The following is a 19,819-nucleotide window of genomic DNA, read 5'->3' on the forward strand; positions in this document are numbered from 1 at the left end:
AATGGCGTAGCAGACCGCTAGTGCAAGTCTAACCAATCAAGATGTCCTTTCCATGACGACAATATGAACTGAATATGAACGAAGCAAAAAAAAACTAACTATCGGTTGGTGCAGTTTTTGGCAAGGTGACAATAAAGGCCGTTCCTCGGCCAAGCTCGCTTTCCACTTGGATATCTCCTTGATGAAGCGATACGATCTGTTTAACGATGGTAAGCCCCATGCCGCTGCCGCTATACTGGCGACTATGGGATCGATCGGCTTTAAAAAACCGTTCGAAGATACGTTTCTGATCCTCGGGGGAAATACCAATTCCTGAATCGGATATTCGGACTGTCACATTTTTGTTATCTTGTTTCATGCTGATGGCAATAACGCCGCCATTCTCGGAAAATTTGATGCTATTGCCGATTACGTTTGTCCATACTTGACTCAACAGATCATAATCAGCCATGAACGGAACGGACTTCAAATGGAGTTCAAAGGAGATGCTGCGCGCAGACCATTGCGGCTGGAGTGCCACGATGACCCTCCGGATTTGCTCATCAAGGCCGAACCTGGCGGGCCGAAGCTGCTGTGACTGCGATTCAAGCAAACTCAGTTTGAGCAAGTTGTCGCTCATCTTGGACATCCGATCTGCTTCAGCGATAATAACGTCTAGATAACGGCTTCGCTCTTGATCTGAGAGGCCATCTTGCTTAAGCACAAGAGCATAGCCGGATATGGAGGTGAGCGGGGACTGAACCTCGTGCGACACGTTCGCTACGAATTCCCTGCGCATCTGCTCAAGCTGCTGTAGATCGTGCATCATTTCTTCGAAACTGCGAGCCAAAGTACCCAGTTCACCTTCCTGCTTAATATTCAGCTTGATGTTATAATCTCCAGCTGCTATACGCCTTGTAGCTATAGTCAGCTTTTTGATCGGACTTACCAAGAAGACAGAGGCAACCAGCATCAACAAGCTTCCCGCAACCAACGAGCAGGCTGCAAAGATCAAAGCCCACTTGAAGACCAAGGAGGCGGAAGGGGGAGTCATCATCTCCAAGAATATCGCCTTCGTTCCCGCTTCCGTTTGCAGCGGCAATCCTAAAAGGATCGCAGCAATGCCATTCGGATTGTCTTGAACAACACCACCATTTAATACTTTATTTAATTGCTCCGTCGTCACAGCGGCAGGCTTGTGCCCGTTAAGATTCCCATAGGACTTGAACTGCCCCGTTGCTTCGTAAATTCGAATATGATAAGCGTCGAGCTGCTTCATGCTACTAACGAATAAGTCCGCGTCGCGTAACGGAAGAGCCTTGTAAATCCGTACGACGTCTTGGCCGAAGTTACGCAGATTGATTTGAGCGTTTTCATTCAATTTTTCTTCGAAGATCCAAGTCGTCACAAAAAAAGAAATGACCGTGCCCGCGATGACCGAGACAAGAAAGGTCAGGACAACACGTATATACAGTGATTTGATCATTCATATACCTCAAGACGGTAGCCAAGCCCACGCACCGTTTCGATCCGAAAATCGGGTGTCGTCGCGAACCGTTCGCGCAGGCGTTTAATATGAACGTCTACAGTTCGATCATCTCCGTTGTAATCGATCCCCCAAATTTGATCAATCAACTGCTCGCGCGTATAGACTTGCCTGGGTGTTCCGGCGAGCGTATACAGCAGTTCAAACTCCTTGAGCGGCAATGTGAGCGACTCCGTACCCATCATCACTTTAAAAGTCTGCCGATCAAGTATGATGTTGCGTAATTGAATTGTCTGTGCGGAGCCGATCCGATATCGTTTCAATAATGCTTTGACGCGAACCGTCAATTCTAACGGATCGAATGGTTTCGTCAAATAATCGTCCGTCCCAAGTTCAAATCCCATCACTTTCTCCCATGTTTCGCCTCTCGCGGTCAACATCAGTATCGGAAGATCAGGATTGGCTTTTCGGAGCTCCTTGCATAACGTCCATCCATCCATTATCGGCATCATAATATCGAGCACGACAAGATCAATATGCGCCCCGGCAAAGACGGTCAGTGCTTCCTTGCCGTTCGTAGCTTCGACTGTTTTGAATCCATCGTTACGTAGAAATAAACAGACGAGTTCGCGAATGTTGGCATCATCATCAGCAACTAGTATAGTCGGCATCTTATCCCTCTTTTCCATTCTTATAGCCGCGCCCGGGTAAAAGCTAAAGGCACCCGATCAGGTGCCTTCGATGTCCTTCATATTGCGCTTATTCCGACAGACTTGGGTCGCGAAGTGTTTCCTCCAGAGCGGAGGTGTGCTCATCGCATTTTCGTTATCATATCATGGGTGTTTCATTCGTGCAATTTGCCTTTTAGACGATTCTAACCCTAATCCGCCGCAACATATTCAAAATCATAACAACCGCTTCCGCTCTTGTTGCTTCTCCACAAGGATTAATTCGTCCCTACAAATGTCGGCATATCAGCAGACATTTGAAATTTGATTAATATAACTATAGAAGCTTATGGAAACGACATGCGGAGGAAACAAATTCACCTGCACCTGAATTTCCGATTTTGTTTAATAAATTTAAGGATCGGAAATCGTCGCTTTTCAGTTCAGCCCGCTCCGGCCACGTTCTCGCAAACGCTTTTGCTTAAAGTTTCATATTGCTGCTATGTCCGGGTGACAGCTTGGCATCCGGATCGATGTAGACTTTCGCGTTGTTGATGGCGGTCGGCGCTTCTCCGAAGCCGACGGCGATCAGCTTCAGCTTGCCCGGATAAGTCGATATATCTCCGGCCGCGAAGATGCCGGGAATGTTCGTCTCCATCTTCGTATCGACAACAAGCGAACCGCCTTCGACGACAAGTCCCCACTCTCTGATCGGTCCGAGAGAGCTGACGAATCCGAAATTGACGATGACCTCGTCGACCTCCACCAGCGTCGTCGCTTGGGTTTTCAAGTCGGTCAGCTCAACCCGCTCGATACACTCCTCTCCATGAAACGCCGTAATCTCGGTCGGAACGACGACGTCGACTTTGGATTGTAACAGCATCTCAACGCTATGCTCATGAGCCCGGAATTTATCGCGGCGATGAACGAGCGTCACTCGCTCCGCGATCGGCTCGAGCATCAGCGACCAATCCAGCGCGGAATCACCGCCTCCGCTAATGAGCACTTTTTTGCCGCGGAATCGCTCCAAATCTCTGACGAAGTAATGAAGATTCGAATTCTCGAAGCGCGCCGCTTCCTCCAGTTCTAGCCTGCGAGGCTCAAAAGCTCCGACACCTGCAGTTATAATGACGGCTTTCGATTGGTGAATTGCGCGATCCGTGATGATCTCAAACGATCGTTCGCCGAGCTTGCGCACAGCGAGCACCTTCTCCTCAAGTCTGACGTCGGTTCGGAACAGCTCCATCTGCTTCTTTAAATTGTCGACGAGCTCCTGGGCCTTCACTTTAGGAAAACCGGCCACGTCGTAGATGTACTTCTCCGGATACAATGCAGCAAGTTGGCCGCCGAGCTGCGGCATGCTCTCTATTAGCGTAACCGACATCTGTCTCATGCCGCCGTAGAAAGCGGCGAACATGCCGGATGGACCGCCGCCGATAATGGCTACGTCCGAGTTCGTGATGATGTTTTCGTACATTCTAATACCTCCGAGGCTATTCTTTATTCTCTATTTTAAATCAACGCAAATGCGTATCAGATCATGATGATATGAACTATGATTTCTTCAGTAAAGGTTGGGGTAATTTAGCAAACCCGGTCGAGCTTCGACCGGGTTCCCTCATTAACCACTGATTTTTTCATCTATTAGTTCATCCCTTGCTCACCGTCACACCACAACGTTATATCCCTTTTTCTGAATGGCTTCCTCAATATCGGAAATCTGGACTTTTTCTTCGTCAAACCGAATATTGATCGTGCCTTGCTCAAAATTCACGTGCCCTTCAGCTCCGATTGCATGGATCGCGCTTTCGATTCTTGGAACACAAGAACGGCAATTCATGCCTTGTACTTGAACGGTTGCCTCTTTCATTGTTTTCACCTCCTTTCAAGTGGATTCCTTAATCTGCGGTTACATAACTGCCGGCCCGTTTGTTTCCCCAGGCTTAGGAGAACGGATAAACAGAATGGCCAGGATAGCACCCGCGAAAGCGAAAATCCCTGACCACAGGAACGCTTGCTGGAATCCTTCGTTTAATGCAGTAACCGGATCAGCACCAGCTTGGGAAGCTGTACTTGCTGCAGCAATCGCAGCCATGATGGCTAGACTTATCGCTGAGCCGATCTGATAACTTGTATTGGCAAGGCCGGATGCGAGCCCAGCCTCTTCCGGCTTGGCACCCGACATGGCGGCCATGGTAGCCGGAATATAAGCAAGCGACATACCGAGCGCGCCTAGCAATGCGGCTGGAAGTATATGTGTTGCGTAATTGCCATCAACCGGCGTGTTTGTTGCGAAAAGCATTAACGATCCACCAAGGGCTATCAATCCGATGACCAAATTGGCTTTCACGCCAAACTTTCCGATCAATTTGCCGGAAATGAACATCATACAGATGGCAGTGAGTACTGTCATCGGCAACAAACCGAACCCACCTGCTAAAGCTGAAAACTTCAATACTTGCTGCATATAGAGATTAAGGAAAAACCATAACGGAATCCACCCGGCGGACAGCATAAAGAGCGAGATATTACCTGCAGCCAAGTTTCGCGCCTTAAAGATCCCGAGCGGAACAAGCGGTTCTTTTTTTACGGCCTGAATGATCAAGAACAGGATAAACAATGCGCCACCCGAAATTAGTGTCCATAACGTGGTCGGTGCGCCCCATCCATTGTGTTCCGCAGTAACAATGCCATATACCACCAATACCAATGCTGCTGTTACGAAGATAGAGCCGATAACATCGATGCTTCCTTTTCCCCGTACCCCTTTCGATAAAATTCCAGGGGCTACAAGCATGACGATGATACCGACCGGTATGTTAATCAGAAATGTCCATTCCCAGCTTAACCACTCGGTTATAACACCTCCTAGAAATACGCCAGCCGATCCGCCGGCAGCAGCCGAAGCGCCCCAAAACCCTAATGCTTTACCTAACTCCTTGGGGTTGCCGCTAAACAACATCATGACTATGGTTAATGCTGAGGGGGCAATTAATGCGGAACCGAATCCTTGCAATGCACGCCCGATGTTAAGCGACTCCTCGTTCCAAGCCAAGCCCGCAAGCAAAGAGGCTAACGTCAGGATCGCAAATCCCCACATGAACATGCGCCGCTGCCCAAACAGATCGGACAAACGACCCCCGAGTAACAATAAGCCGCCAAAGAAAATGACATATGCATTAAATACCCATTGTAAATTAGCTTGTGAATAGCCTAGAGCTTCTTTTATTGCGGGCAGCGCAACCCCAATAATCGAGGTATCCATAATAACCATAAAGTTTGCTAAGCATAACAAAACCAGTGCTTTCCAACGCTTTGGATCCGGTTGAGAAAGAGCTTGATTCACCATAAATATACTCTCCTTGTAAAGTATCTTTTGAAAACCTGTTAAGTCAGTTTTCCGAACCGGCAGGAAAATTTTGAAAGTGAATTTGCTCCGACGGCCGTCAAAAGCGAGATCAAAATTATTCCAAAAGTTTCATTTGCCGACAACTTTATAGTATAGCCCCCTACCCTATTTGTCAATTTGTTTTTTTAAGCGCCGTGAAAGCCCAGCGAATGAATTGGTCGGACATAAACGACACTATTCTTCGATTTGTGTCTGTTAGATTTTTCAACCTGTTGTTCACAAGTCTGGGAATTGTATAATTTCCTATAACAAAAAAGCCGACTGTGCTGAACACTCAAGCGTTCAGACAATCGGCTTTATCCGCCCTGTCGGCAGGCTATGGCAGGATCTCTATTAAGGTTTTGTGCTTTTTACAATATTTCTTTAGTTAACTTGATATCCATCCAAGGTTGCCAATTAGAATCGTCACTTAATAATTCCCATTTCCCCTTTAAGGTGTTACCATCACTGCTGAATTCGCCCGTAAAGCGTTCCAATTCACCATTAATCGTCCAGAAACGATCTTGTAGATTTGCTAGGTAGGCACCTGCGTTTCCTTGATTGTCGAAAGAACGAGTGAAATACGTCTTTTTCGAAGAATCATAGCCGATGATCTCCGTTGTTTTGACTACCTCATTCCCCATATGTCCATCCACTTTATGAATAAGGAAAAACCCCCCAGGTAGCCATTCGTAAGTGTCCACTGCAATTAGTCTGGCTGCAGGGCTGGATGAAGTAGCCTTAATTTCCCCTTCCGTATTCCACTTACCGACAAATATCTCTAGAAGTCTGTGCTCAGGACCAGGAACAGGTAAATGCTGTAGATCTTGGGTTTTGTCATTCATTGTCATGAAATCATCCTCTTTTCTTTGTTTTTATAAGTTTATCTTTGCAAAGCATTGAACCCTTAAATGTCTTTGAAATTGACCTGTATTTTCACCCCCAGAATAGTGTTTTTAATTGTGCAGGCCTATTATAGCAAAAATATCCATGCATCATTTCTCATGGATTGCTGTTTAAAATCATATTTATTTATAAGTTACTCGATTGAGAAACCTTTCCATCAATAGTGGAAGTGAAATTCAAATTGGAGGATCGTCCACCTGATTCGGTTATGATAGGATCTTTTGTTCTCGTTCGCAATGTGCTATGTGGGAGTATGAAGTCTACGCAAAGATAAGGGGCCGACCGCGATTCTCCCACAACGGTACAGCCCCCAATCATTCCTAATATTTCATGTACATATCATCGGCACGAAAGTTAAGACTTGAATTATAGAAATAGAACTGGTAGCGCAAGATCCTGGTATTAGACAGGAGGGCGCCCGACTTATCGAACGCTGCCCAACTTGGTCCCACGGACAACATATATTGATCCTGTTTCAATACGTTATAGTTGATATCCAATTGAAATACGCTCAAGAGTATGGAGTCCGTGCCTCCCACGGCCATAAATTTCCCGCCGAATTGGACCGTGCCCGCAGTCCCTCCGGGGATCGTCACGTCTTGATAGACACTGTTAGCCCCTGTACATGTACCGCCGCAGTTAAATTCCATGTACTGCGTTCCATCCCAAGAATTGTTCGGCGCCCGATACACAACCATGTTCGTACTCGGCGCAACTTTCGTCCAATTGGATGCATCGGCTGTCCATAGATCGCTGTTCTTCAACAAATTTTTGCTCTTCTCCAAGCGATACCAGTATACGCCTTCGTAGTTCGGATCCGCCGACCTCCGGCCGTAGGACAAATAGATGAAGTCGTTGGTCGGATCCTTGAACATCCCCATATAGGCCGCGGGGCAATAACTTTGACCTCCGGTCTCTACCTTGCTGGAGTAGACGATCGGATTACCGGCCGGGAACGGAGTCCAACTGGTATTCGTAAGCGAGGTGCTTCGATAAAGCCCGAAATCCCAGTTTTGATTCGGCATGCACGACAAATTGATATCGGCAGCTTCGACCAAATTGTAATAATAACCGCCCTCCTGCAAAATGACCCCCTTCCCGCCGCCAATCGATACGCCGCCGGACCAGTCTTCGCGCCAGCTCTGGGAATCCAGGCGATCGAAAATCGCATCATTCGGCACCCCTTGGCTCGCGTCTCCGGCGATCCACGTCTGAAAATCCGTCGTCTTGGCGAGCCCTTGGTAGCCTCGAACGCCGTCATAACCATGGAAGACCACCCAATAATAGGTGCCGTCAAACTTAAAGATATTGTAGGTTCCTTCGCCGTCGACCTTGCCGGGACCGCCGGCCAAGGTCGAACAATCATCGATTGAGACATTACAGATTGAATTCCAGAGTTCTCCCGGATCGACTGTCGGATTGCCCCCGGTTGGCTGGATCGTGAAGGCGCCCATCGGGTTGGAGCCGGACCGCTCGAGTTCGCATCCCCTCGAGGTCACGCCATCCCAACATTGGAACAGATAGTGCCACTTGTTCTCGATCGGATTGTACCAAGCGTCTCCATCGGTCGCATAACATGAATACGCTGTTCCGGCGGTTGGCGCGATGATCGTGACCGGCGCGGACCACGTCAGCCCTTTGTTAGTCGACTTCCTCACTTGGGTGCCAAGTCCGTCGTTATTCGGGCAGCCCGCGTTATAGGTTTTAATCAGTATGCGATTGAAGTAATACCAGGTGCCGTCGGGCATGACTTCGGTGTGGTTGCCGTAGGAATAGTTCTCTTGCCCCGTACTCGTGAAGGTATCCTTTTTGAGATAGACCCAACTGGCATTTCCATTCCAATAATCATCCATCGTGCCGGGAATTCCTTCCCCAACGGCTGCTTCTGCGGTGCTCGATAATGGGGGCACAGTGGGAATAAACCCGCATAATGCCAGCGTAAATATCATGACGGACATAACCATACGTTTCATCATTGATACCATCTCCTGATCATTATTGGATGTTATTATCGGCTATATATTCATCCAACTGCTTCTGGGCTTCGGCCAGCACTTTCTGCATGCCGGCTTTGTTTAACTGATCGAGAAGCTTCTGATAGTCATCATCGGATTGTACAACGCCTGTCATCACCGGCATGGCAAGCTCCTGCACAACTTTCTGGATTTGCGCATATTCCGTCTTTACGGGCTCCGCATTAAACGAGAAATTCATGAGCGGATTGTTGGCGATTTCTGCCGTCTTCCAGAACTGAAATGCCTCGGTAAATTCGGCCGGATCCGTTGTTAACGCCCGATGATACGCCGTATTATAGATAAACCAAGGTGTCGGGTTGTAAGGCCGGTTCGCCAAATCGGTGTCCGCGGGCAGCTCAACCAGGTCCCCCTTGAGCGTGTAATGCTTTCCTTCGATTCCGTACATAAACAGATCGTAATTTTCCTGGTTTTTCAATAGCCAGTTCAGGAACATCATCGCCCGTTCCGGATGCGCGCTCGTTGCGGAAATTGAAGAATAGTTGTTGGTCGGCGTTAAATTCGTCAACGGCATATCCTTCTTGAACATGACCAATTCCAGCTTGGCCCCCGGGATGTTTTGTTCCAACTGCGGCACCATGTTCGACATGCTGAACAAATCGCCTGTCACAGCGCCGGCTTTACCGGATGTGAAATTTGTTTGATCGTTTTTCTCCATCAAAATGTCCCGGGCGAACCAACCGTTCGAATACGCTTTTCTTCCCCAATTCATCGTTTGCTTGAACCCGTCGGTTTCAAAATTGTTGACGACTTTGTACGGCTTGGAGTAAATATCGATCGTAAAGGGCGGTTGAGTGTCGGAACCCCATGTAAACCAAACTTTCCCGTTATACAGTTCTCTCTCGGTGACGGAACCAAACCGTCCTTGATTCGCGACCAACGGGGTCATGCCCGGCTCGTTTTTTTTGACGGCATCCAGGTACTGTTCGAGTTGAACAAGAGTGGTAATTTCCGGAAATCCGTATTTTTCCCTCAAATCCTTGCGAATGATCACCCCGGCGCCTAGTTCCGCCCGCGGATAAATAGCGGGTATCCCGTAGATTTGGCCGTCTATGGACAGCCCGTTGAATTCGGCCTGGGGAATCACTTTTTTCAGATCCTGTCCGTAATTATCCAGTAGCTCGTTCAGCGGTATCGCCTGTTTGCGGGCAGCCGCGGAGGACAAATTGCCGAAAAAGTCGAGATAAATATCGAATGAAGCCCCGCCTGCCGCCATCACTTTAATTTTCTCCTGGTAGTCGGCCCACGGGATATACTGCACCTTCAGATTGATATTCAGTTCCTGCTCCGACCGTTTGTTGATTTCGGCAAGCACCTCAGCCTGCTGCGGCGGCTGATCGCCGGCCAACAGCAGGGTTAAATCCACTTTTTCCAGCTTGGGGGTTTCGGATGCGCCGGCTGTGCTGGAGGCAACGGAAGAAGTCGGCGTATTCTGCTCATTTTTTGTGCTGCAGCCCGCTGCGACTATAGCCGCCAAACAACCGATGACGAGCAATTTAGCGAATTTTGACACCCTTTTCAATTGAATCGCTCCTCTACTTATTTATCGCTAAACCGGCTAATGCCGGATAAAGCCTATCCTTTCACCGATCCCACAATCAAACCTTTGATAAAATATTTTTGGATAAACGGATATACGAAAATGATCGGTCCGACCGTGAGCACGCAGGTGGCCATTTTGATGCCTTCCGCCGGAAGCTGCCCTACGTTGGTTACCATGCTGTCTGAGGATGTCGCGTACAGCACGGTGGACAAAATTTGTCTCAATAGAAATTGCAGCGGATACAACTCTCTGTCATTGATGAGCATCAGCGCATTCCACCAATCATTCCAGTAACCGAGCATGTAAAACAACGTAATCGTGGCCAAGCCCGGCAAAGCCAACGGCATAATGATCTGGAAAAAAATTCTCAAATCGCCGGCTCCATCGATTGTTGCGGATTCCACTATCGCATCCGGGATCGCCCTGAAATAATTCCGGATCAGAAAGACGTTCCATGCATTAACCAGCAGCGGGACAAACAGTGCCAGGATATTATCGACCAGCCCCAGTTTGCTTACAATGATGTACCACGGCACAATGCCGCCATTAAAAAGCATCGTAAAGTAAACAAATAAGGCGATTTTGTTGCGGTATCTCAAGTGTTTGCGCGAGATGGCGTATGCCAGCAGACAAGTCACAAGAACGGACAGCAACGTTCCCAGTAATGTGATCATGATTGATATTTTGTAGGCTTGGAGAAACGTTGATCCGTTCATAAACAGCGTGCGATACGCCTCCAACGACCACTGATCAGGAAACAACTGATAGCCGCGGAGAGAAATGCTTTTTTCATTGGTGAGCGATACCGTGACAACCAAATAGAAGGGAATAAAAGCAGCCAGGGACAACAGTGTCAAAATGCCGTAATTGAAAAGCCTGAAAATTTTATAGCCTGCGCTAAGCTGCAAGATCATCCACTCCTTAATAAAGCGCCATGTCTTTGTCGTATTTTTTGACAAGGAAATTGGAAGCCGAGACCAGCGCAAAACCAAGCACCGCTTGGTACAAACCCACTGCCGTGGCCATTCCGAATTCCCCCGATACTCGCATGGCCCTGAACACATAGGTATCGATCACATCAGTGACGGGCAGCAGCATACCGTTGTCGCCCACCAGCGAATAAATCATTAGGAAGTCCCCGTAGAATATTCTGCCGATGCTAAGCAGCAGCATGATCACAATCGTCGGGAGAATGCCGGGAAGCGTCACATACAGAATGCTCTGGAATCTGTTCGTCCCGTCGATTTTCGCGGCTTCGTACAATTCGCTGTCGATTCCCACAATCGCGGCAAGATAGACGACAACAAAAAATCCGGTTGATTTCCACAAATAAGCCAGCACCAGAATCATCCGCCATTTGTCCGTTTCATTAAACCAAGCCACCGTCGGCAGGTTCATGCTCTCCAACAGGGAGTTTAAAGTGCCATGATCCGAGAGCAGATTATAAACAAAAGCGCTTACAATAATCCAGGATAGAAAGTAGGGAAAGAATAATGCAGACTGAAACCATTTCTTCGCCGCCGCGCTCCCGATCTCGTTTAACAGAATGGCGATCGTCACTTGGACAACAAGACCAATTCCGATGAACAGCCCGTTCAAGAATAGCGTGTTAAAAGTCGTTTGGGCGGCATAAATCGATTTGAAATAAAATTCGAAGTTTTTTAATCCGATCCAAGGGCTGCCGAAAATGCCGTCTTGGATATTGTAGCTTTTGAAAGCGATTAACAATCCGTACATGGGAACGTAGTTAAAAATCAAAAAGAAAGCGATTCCCGGCACGGTCATCAAGTACAGCATTTTGTTTCTCATCATTTCCCTCAAAAACCCGTCTTGCCTTCTCTTTCGGTTCGTAACATAGGCCATAGCGGCCCCCCCCTCCTTCTCGCCCCGACATGACCTTATCGTAATCGGGATACCATTTCGGGGTAAATCCAAATGTTTGATGATTCTTTCGGTTTTTCAGGAAAAACGGCTTATAATTTTTTCGGATTTTATCATTTTCTGATCTTAATGGTTCGTTTTCCGGTGCTCGGAGCGATACTGATTCGGTGTCATGCCCGTATGCTTTTTAAAAATGGTCGTAAAGTAGGCCGGATTGTTATAACCCACACTGGCCGAAATTTCAACGATGGGATGAAGGGTTGTCGCAAGCAACCGTTTGCTCGTCTGCATCCGTAAATCCGTAATATATTCGTTAACCGTCTTGCCTACGCTTTCACTGAAGATTTTGCCGAAATATCCGGGAGAAAGACAGGCTCTTTCCGCAAGCTGCTCGATGCCGATATCGCTTCTGCGGTAATTATCGGAGATGTAGTCCAGAATATCCTGAACCGTGGACGTTTTTCTGTTTGACCGTTTGCTCTCGAGCAGCCGCATGATCTTCTCGCACAAAGTGATGAACCATGTCTGCAATTCCGCCAACGTGTCCACCTGATTCAATTCGCGGTAGATGCCGTTGAACTCGAGCTCCTCGAAATCCGAATCGAACCCCGTCTCCACGGACTTCAGCAAATCCAGCGAAAGTTGGTTGAAAATAAGCAGGATATAATGCTGAGGGTATCCCCTCATCCCCTCCACGATGCCTTCCAATTCCCGCTTGACCTGCTCCATATTCGACAGCATGCATCCTTCGATGAGCCGCTTCTTTCGCTTGTCGAGGGAAGCGAAATCCACTGTCCGTTTACGTTCGATGATGTCGTTGTACAATACGGAATTTTGGCCGTGCGCGAACCGGTATGGCAGGAGCTCCAGACAGTTGCTGTAAGACAAGTAGGCGTCCTCCAGACTGCTTACACACTGTCCGATCATCACGGACACCGAAACGCCCAAAGTCAGCCGGATGTTTTGTTGAATATCGGCCGCCGCGCTTTGCGCATCGGCGCAATATGCCGTTTCGTCCTCCACGTCCACGATGATGGTATACATCTCCTCGTCGAAATCAACCGGCTCGAAAGCAAAGCGCTGCGGCAGAAGCTTCCGCACGATGAGTTCGACGGAAGTTTTGATTTCGTTCTGCTTCTGTCTGTCGTGGAGTTGGACAAACCGGGAATAATCGTCCAGGCAAAAGGCGATTACAGCAACTTCTCTGTCCTGCATATCCTTCTCCATTTCGATATGTCCGGACAACAGGCGCTTCAAATGCTCTCTTTTCAAAATGGCATTGCTGTCTTTGACCGAACGCTCCAAATGATCCGCATGCTCCAAAACATTGGTGAACGCGTCGGAAATATAACGGACGTCGTCCGATGACGCGCGATCCGCGCCTAGCAATTTGCGCGTAAAGAGCTGGTTGTCGATCGTCTGAATCAGTTTTCCGAACGGCAAATAGATATTCCTGGCCGCCAGCAATGACAAAATGATGCCTACGAACAGAATCGCTCCGCAGATGATCGCGATTGTAAGCAGAAGGCTCCGCTGCTTGTCGAACAGCATGCTGTACGACGAGACGTTGATGAAAGTCCATGGAAGCGATTCTGAGCGATAGTAAGATACGACCGCCTTGTCCCCGTCGATATGCCTCACTTGATAACCCCAATCGGCATTCGAGGACAAAATGTCGGAGATATAGCTCTCGCCGCTCCTATTTTTACCGAAGTTCCGGAGGTTGGAGTCGCTGACGACCAGGCCGTCTTCGTCGATGACCGCCGTGTAGGAGTCCCCGTCTTCCTCCGCCAGGTTCATGCTGTTCAGTACATCTTCCGATTTCAGATTGATGACGAGCGCGCCGTCTGCCGGAAGCTTGGACGAACCCTCGTCGGAACGTTTTTTTTGACCGACCCGATCCGTAAAGATGACCGAGATGATTTTCTCTTCCCCGTGTCCTCCGCCAGGCTTTTGAACGGCTACGGAACGGGGAATGAACCGGAAGGTTTGCCCGGCATCCACTTCGGAAAGCGCTTTCAATATTCCGGGATCTTCAAATAAGGGCGTATTGCGGGACAAGTCGTACTGGATGTCTCCCGTTTTGGCATTATACAGGTAGATGGAATGGATGATCGGATTGGAAGTGACAATATTGGCGATTTTCAGCGAGATCGTATATTTTTTAATTTCCGGCACTTCGCTGCTGTAGATGACGCTCATTACCTCCGAATCGCGCAGCGTCTGCAATCCCAGAGAGAAAACATACTCCCTGATGAAGCTCATATGCTCCGCCTCCTGACGCAAATTCTCCCTTTGGTTCAATTGAATTTCTTCCAGACTGCTTCGGGAAAATTGAACGTACAGCACACCGGACAGAAGCGTGATGGATATCAATACGATAGCCAAATAAGAAATAAAAAATTTGGAAAACGTCCTGTTCAAACGGATTTTTCCTTTTCCGGAAAACCTGCTCACATGATCTCCCCCTTGCGTACTTTGTCAAACCTGTCCCTCTTGTCTGTCGGCCGCATGCGGCGCCGGTCCGGTAGAGGCTCTTACGAGCAACTGAGTCGGCAGAACGATTCTGGTGCGCGTCGATACCGTACCGTTACATAAGGAAAGCACGAGATTCGCGGCTTTCCTTCCGATTTCCTCCTCCTGCTGGATGATACAGGTCGGCGGCACCCGCGAAAGATCGGAATTCTCGAAGTCGTCGAAAAATACGAGAGAGAGATGCTCCGGCACTGTCATTTTTGTCCCTTCGAGAGCGCGGAGAATACAAGCGCCGACCCAATAGTGGCTTGCAAAGATGGCGGTTATTTCCCGGCGTTCCGCCAGGAAGGTACGGATCTTCTCCTCGGCATCCTCCGTGCCCGAGAGGGTCAGCTCATGCGTGCGAGCCGATGGTAAGCTTTTCATTGCACTCGAGTAGCCGTTCTTCCGATCTTCGAGGCTTGTTGTGCCCGAAAGCTCCGTGGAGGCAAACGCGATGTTGCGGTGCCCCAGCTCCAGCAGATGGCTGACGGCTTCATAGGCTCCCCCTTCATGATCGGACAGCACGCAATTCGTTTCCACGCCCCGCAAGTAACGGTCGATGACCACGATCGGGAAGCTCGTCAAGGTCAGCCGCAGAATTTCCTCATTATAGCTCTCGCCGGCGGTCGGATAGATGATAATGCCTGACACGCCTGATTCCACGGCATCGACAAGCAGCCGCGACTCCTTGACGGGGTCATCGTCAGTCGCTGCAAAAAACAGCCTGGCTCCCGCTGCCTGTACGACCGCTTCTATCCCCATCAGCAGCCTTCCGGTGTACTGGTTACTCACACGCGGCATAAGAAGGGCGATGATCGGCTTCGTTGCGGCGGACCGTACCGGATCATAGAGGATCGGTTTTCCGTCAGCCGATACGAATGACCCTTTTCCTTGAATTCGGTATACAACTCCCTCTTCCGCAAGCAGATCCATGGCTTTCTTGATCGTGATCCGGCTGACTCTGAATTGAGAGGATAAGTCGTTCTCCGAGGGCAGCATTTCGTTATGCTTCCATCTGCCTGCCTTGATGCCGTCCAGCAGGAACGAGCGAATTTGCATGTAAAGAGATTCCGATTTTCTCTTATTGGCCATTGAATTCTCCCATATGATCATTTTTAATACAAGTATACATGCTGCTTTAAAATCACTCAATACCCCATTAGATTTTCCGCTGTATGATGCAGCTTTTGCATATAATATGACCGTTCACAAGTTGTATACTTGTAATATTATAATAGGATTATGCAAAAGATTGTGCAGGTCATTTCCCATCAGAAAAATGTTTAATTAAAAAAATAACGGCGTCAGGGAGTATCCCTGCGCCGCTATTTTTCGATTTTTATCTACCGCTGCCTTCTTCAACAGATTGTGAGAATGGGAAAGCCACCCGCCTCTAGTAGTGCATAGACTTTGTCGAAATCGTTTCACATCCGTTAAATAACGCAAACTTGTGGAAACAATCGTCCAAGGCTGATCGCAATTGCTTGGTTTGCTTTACGTCGTTCTCATACCATATGTTTTTAACGTCGAGCGTCCCGGCTTTTCGCTCGACGATTACCTCGGCTCGTCCTATAAAGCTCTCTCCGAATAATAGCGGCAGCACATAATAGCCGAATTTACGTTTAATTGCCGGTGCGTAAATCTCCCAGGTGTAATCGAAGCCAAACAATTTGTTGATTAGTTTTCTGTCCCACATCATATTGTCCAGCGGGGCAATCAGCTCGCAACGAAATTCCGGCGCCGGATTTTGCAGGACGGCTTCAATAAGCGGCAAATCTTCCGCGCGGCAGTACAGCATATCCTTTATTTGTTCCACGGTAACAGCAACAATGCGATCCTCGTGCAACAACTGGCGGAAAACCTCGTTTCGCTGCTCCGCCTTCAATCCCCATATGTTCAGCCAGGCGTCGGATGCGCGATTCCATAAAAGGCCAACAGCGCCGATCCTGCGCAATACCCGCCACTTGTGATGCTCGAGCTCGTCAGGCAGCGGCTCCGGCGCATTCAGCAGATTTGGCTGTATATACTTCTCGGCGATATCGTAATACTTACGGGTACCTTTTTTGTGATGGATAATCAACTCGCCTGTCGAGTACATCTGCTCCAGCACCGACCGGGATGCGTTGTTTCCGCCGCTCCAGTGGATAGCCGATTGCCAAACGAAATTTCCATCTAATTTTAAATCATCCGAACTAACCGCACCGTGATTTTGGATGTGAGTCCGTACTTGTTCTGTCAACGCCCCCATTTCGGGATAACGCTTGGCATGTTGCCTTGCAGCTTGCCTGTATCGCTCAAAATACGGCCAGTCTTCGAGAGGGATAATGGCCAGGTTCTTGTCGGGATAGTCGACCAGACTTCTATCTTTATACAGCAACTCGTCGAGCATGCTTTTGGTGAATCCTTTGATTCGCGACTGCAGTGCCAATTCGGCGTTTTTTCCGCAAACATCGATGGGATCGTATTGAATACAGCCGACCTGCTGCACAAAATCCAATACTCCCTGCTTTCCAGTAAATCGATATTCGCTCAACAGTCCGTGCTTTAATAACAGGAATTGCCGTGCCTGGCGGTTCGTCAATTGGATCATGTGCGCATCCGCTCCTCTTTATTTCGACAAGATAAAGTTAGGGAGATTTTTTTCAAGATACTTCATTCTTTCCGAATAATCTTGTTTTGCATGAGCTTCCGAAAGTATATTGTTGGACACTAACAAGTCATAAAATGATTTCAGCATCTGGGGTGATATTGCGGAAGTAATCATCATTCTTTGACCGTCGATCAGAACAGAAGATATTTTTTCAGGCTGTACAAGTTCAATCTGTACGCCGTTCCTGTCGATTATGAAATACATCTCTTTTACATTTTCAAACACTAAATGTTTTACTTCTGCCCCGTTTGCCAAGCGAGTCTGAACTTCTTTCATTGAATAGCCCGGAATCGGATCGTTTATCAGCAGCCATTTTGCAAATTCTTTTGCATCGATTTCATCTGTATCATATTTTTTCCAAACCGCGCCATTATCTTTGCTTATCTGTATTGTGTTATCCATCATGACACGAAGATATATTTCGTTGTCCATATAAACTGCACGATACTTAGAAGCCATAAGGCTGTCTATCAACTTCGGTACATCATATTTTTTGTTGAATGTTAAATCGTGCGGCATTAAATCCGTAGTGGCGGCGCCTTGAGATAAGGTGGGCACTATTTTGGTTGTGATGGCACCTTGATATAGTGAGGGCTCACTATAGGCTATAGGTTCGTCGACACCTTTAGCAACTTCCGTTTTATCCATTGCAGAAGTTGCAAAGATGATAACGGCACCGGCTGCAAGCCCAATAGCGAGAAGCATCGTGGTGATCGTGATTTTTTTGGTTTTCATGATCGATATAATCCTTTCTTCGGTCGAGTTTTTGGAAAAGCTACTAATCATCGGCGACAAACCGATTTTCTTTTCTTCCAGACGTACAAGTGCCCTGGCATAAGTAGGTTTCGTGTCTTCCCCCAATTTTCGTATGACTGTTTCATCACAGGATAGCTCAATATCACGGTTGGCAAGAATATACATGACCCATACAAAAGGGTTGAACCAATGGACGCATACGCTAGTGGCAAGAATCCATTTTTTTAGTATGTCGAATCGCTTGATGTGCGTAAATTCGTGGGTCAGGATAAGCGCAAGCTGTTTCTCATCGTCATAATCCAAATTTTTCGGCAAGAGTACAACAGGCCGGAAAATACCGTATGTAAGCGGAGTTGAAATATGATCTAGTTGCCTGATTTGAACATCTCGCCATAACAAATTTGAAAGCTGCCATTTTCCTATAAAATCGTTTCTAATAGGTACAGCCATTTTGTAGATTTTGCGATACCTTAAATGCGGAATGATAAAAAATAACGCACATAACGTAAAACCAACTAACCACACCCATACAAAAGGCGATATTTGTGAAGCCGTCTTCAATGGCATAATCGGAACGGTCAAATGTTCTGTTATTGGTGGCATGATAACCGCAGATCCATTAATAAATGTTGAACTTTCTGGCGCGGAAATCAATTTTGGCGCTGTAAACATTCCGCTTATATGTTCCGCTGCCGTAAAAATGCTAAATTGCGATTGAACTGAAACAGGTACAAGCAATTGAATTAATGCAACACCCCAAAGAAACATAAAAGTCATTTTGGGCAGCTTGTGAATAAGCAAGGAACGCAAGAAAATAACTGCAAGAATAAAGACGGAAGCCGAGATGCTTATTTGAAGTAACGACATTCCCTCACCTCATTCCATGCTATCGATAAGATGTTTCAAGCGGCTAATTTCTTCTGTCGACAGTCGTTTCTGTCCCAACAATGAAGCAATCAGTCTGTCGGGGGCGCCATCATACATTTTATTTATCAGCTCCGTTGTTTCGTGTTCTTGAGCCTGCTCTCGTGTAACAACCGCATGGCAAACGAAATTAGGCTCATACCGCTCGATCGCCCCTTTATCAAGGCATCTCTTGATGATGGTATACGTTGTTGTTTTACTCCAACCTACTTTCTCTTTTGCAATTTCTGCAATTCTTTTTGCGGGGGTATCGCCTTCTTTCCACAAGATTTCCATAATATTAAGCTCGCTATCGAATAACTTCATAACCAAATGAAAACACCTCGTTCATATATATTCTACTGCTGTAGAATCGCATATGAACATTCTACTGTAGTAGAATTGTTTTGTCGATAGAGAGCGACGACTGGCGTTGCGAATGTGGGGGCAAGTAAACGAGTTGGAGCCCGTCAGGAAATTCATGACGGGCTCTTGGAGTATTATGGCAGGTTCATGATGAAGAATACTTGTGGCGGCAGGGTTCCGTTCAAGGAGCATAGACTTCCGGATTATCGTTTCTCCAGGCGCCTATGCAGCCAATCAAACAGGCCGTGTAGCTTCTCATCTCTCTAGCGGATTCATTATCCTCGTAATCCATAACAATGTTTATGCCGGACTTGCGCCATGCCAATATTCGGCCTGAATAGCCAGGGCGCCAACACTCCTCATCCAATGCAGGCGGTCCATATTCGCGTATGGATTCTTCGGGCGTTGAGCTCATCGTCATCCCCCCGGGCAGGCTTCCGGGGAACGGAGCTTTAATTCGATCATCTGCCCCTGGCGCAAGAAAATGCATGGCGCCAATGATCCATCCATCTTCAGCTGCATATTGGAGCCCGGTCAAATCATTTATTTTGGGTGCGCGATAGACATCAATGCGTAGCGAGGCTTTCGCCGACCAGATTATATCGTCGTTGAAATAGCTGTTCGGTGCCGGCATCCGCTTGACGCCGAATGATTGCAGCAAAGCTTGGACTTGTTTGGGCTCGTACGGATGCCCAAGCAATTGGATGAGCTGCTCGGATGCTTCTTTCATGCTTGCATTTCAT

General features: G+C 47.7%; 16 protein-coding genes. All 16 read right to left on the minus strand.

The genetic code is table 11. The annotated features are described in order from the left end of the window. Window positions 1-94 precede the first annotated feature (94 nt). The 16 genes from H7F31_RS29125 to H7F31_RS29200 all read right to left on the minus strand — a co-directional run bounded on the left by H7F31_RS29125 (window position 95) and on the right by H7F31_RS29200 (window position 19,806). A complete protein-coding gene (locus H7F31_RS29125) occupies window positions 95-1,465 on the minus strand; it encodes a sensor histidine kinase (protein WP_187101668.1) in 1,371 nt (456 codons plus the stop codon). Further along, entirely contained in the window at window positions 1,462-2,136 is a 675-nt protein-coding gene (locus tag H7F31_RS29130; protein ID WP_187101669.1) for a response regulator transcription factor, read from the minus strand. Before H7F31_RS29130 ends, H7F31_RS29125 begins: the two co-directional genes overlap by 4 nt. Window positions 2,137-2,614: 478 nt before the next feature. Next, window positions 2,615-3,610 carry an NAD(P)/FAD-dependent oxidoreductase gene (locus H7F31_RS29135; protein ID WP_187101670.1) on the minus strand — a complete coding sequence of 332 codons (996 nt, stop codon included), beginning with the start codon at window positions 3,608-3,610 and terminating at the stop codon, window positions 2,615-2,617. Between the two features lie 189 nt (window positions 3,611-3,799). Then, the gene (locus H7F31_RS29140; protein ID WP_187101671.1) at window positions 3,800-4,003 is read right to left on the minus strand and encodes a heavy-metal-associated domain-containing protein; all 204 of its coding nucleotides are present in this window, start codon (window positions 4,001-4,003) and stop codon (window positions 3,800-3,802) included. A gap of 39 nt (window positions 4,004-4,042) precedes the next feature. Then, window positions 4,043-5,482, minus strand: a complete 1,440-nt coding sequence (locus H7F31_RS29145; RefSeq protein WP_187101672.1) for an MFS transporter — start codon at window positions 5,480-5,482, stop codon at window positions 4,043-4,045. Window positions 5,483-5,892: 410 nt separating this feature from the next. Beyond that, on the minus strand, window positions 5,893-6,372 hold the full coding sequence (locus H7F31_RS29150) for a DUF1579 family protein (RefSeq protein ID WP_187101673.1): 480 nt from the start codon (window positions 6,370-6,372) through the stop codon (window positions 5,893-5,895). A 375-nt stretch (window positions 6,373-6,747) separates the two neighbouring features. Beyond that, window positions 6,748-8,403, minus strand: a complete 1,656-nt coding sequence (locus tag H7F31_RS29155; RefSeq protein ID WP_187101674.1) for a hypothetical protein — start codon at window positions 8,401-8,403, stop codon at window positions 6,748-6,750. A gap of 19 nt (window positions 8,404-8,422) precedes the next feature. Continuing rightward, window positions 8,423-9,973 carry an extracellular solute-binding protein gene (locus tag H7F31_RS29160; RefSeq protein WP_261800575.1) on the minus strand — a complete coding sequence of 517 codons (1,551 nt, stop codon included), beginning with the start codon at window positions 9,971-9,973 and terminating at the stop codon, window positions 8,423-8,425. A gap of 62 nt (window positions 9,974-10,035) precedes the next feature. Beyond that, a complete protein-coding gene (locus H7F31_RS29165) occupies window positions 10,036-10,911 on the minus strand; it encodes a carbohydrate ABC transporter permease (RefSeq protein ID WP_261800169.1) in 876 nt (291 codons plus the stop codon). A 13-nt stretch (window positions 10,912-10,924) separates the two neighbouring features. Beyond that, window positions 10,925-11,866 (minus strand): ABC transporter permease, encoded by a 942-nt coding sequence (locus H7F31_RS29170; RefSeq protein WP_187101677.1) that lies wholly within the window; start codon window positions 11,864-11,866, stop codon window positions 10,925-10,927. Between the two features lie 144 nt (window positions 11,867-12,010). Continuing rightward, window positions 12,011-14,341: a helix-turn-helix domain-containing protein gene (locus H7F31_RS29175; RefSeq protein ID WP_187101678.1), complete on the minus strand. Its 2,331-nt coding sequence runs from the start codon at window positions 14,339-14,341 to the stop codon at window positions 12,011-12,013. A 24-nt stretch (window positions 14,342-14,365) separates the two neighbouring features. After that, on the minus strand, window positions 14,366-15,493 hold the full coding sequence (locus tag H7F31_RS29180) for a GntR family transcriptional regulator (RefSeq protein ID WP_187101679.1): 1,128 nt from the start codon (window positions 15,491-15,493) through the stop codon (window positions 14,366-14,368). Between the two features lie 301 nt (window positions 15,494-15,794). Then, window positions 15,795-16,991, minus strand: a complete 1,197-nt coding sequence (locus H7F31_RS29185) for a winged helix-turn-helix domain-containing protein (protein ID WP_187101680.1) — start codon at window positions 16,989-16,991, stop codon at window positions 15,795-15,797. 18 nt (window positions 16,992-17,009) lie between these two features. Beyond that, complete coding sequence (locus H7F31_RS29190) at window positions 17,010-18,674, minus strand: M56 family metallopeptidase (RefSeq protein WP_187101681.1); 1,665 nt, start codon at window positions 18,672-18,674, stop codon at window positions 17,010-17,012. 9 nt (window positions 18,675-18,683) lie between these two features. After that, window positions 18,684-19,037, minus strand: a complete 354-nt coding sequence (locus H7F31_RS29195) for a BlaI/MecI/CopY family transcriptional regulator (RefSeq protein ID WP_261800170.1) — start codon at window positions 19,035-19,037, stop codon at window positions 18,684-18,686. A 220-nt stretch (window positions 19,038-19,257) separates the two neighbouring features. Continuing rightward, window positions 19,258-19,806, minus strand: a complete 549-nt coding sequence (locus H7F31_RS29200; RefSeq protein ID WP_187101683.1) for a hypothetical protein — start codon at window positions 19,804-19,806, stop codon at window positions 19,258-19,260. Window positions 19,807-19,819: the final 13 nt, after the last annotated feature.

The organism is Paenibacillus sp. PAMC21692, assembly GCF_014303795.1.
Classification (GTDB): Bacteria; Bacillota; Bacilli; order Paenibacillales; family Paenibacillaceae; genus Pristimantibacillus; species Pristimantibacillus agaridevorans.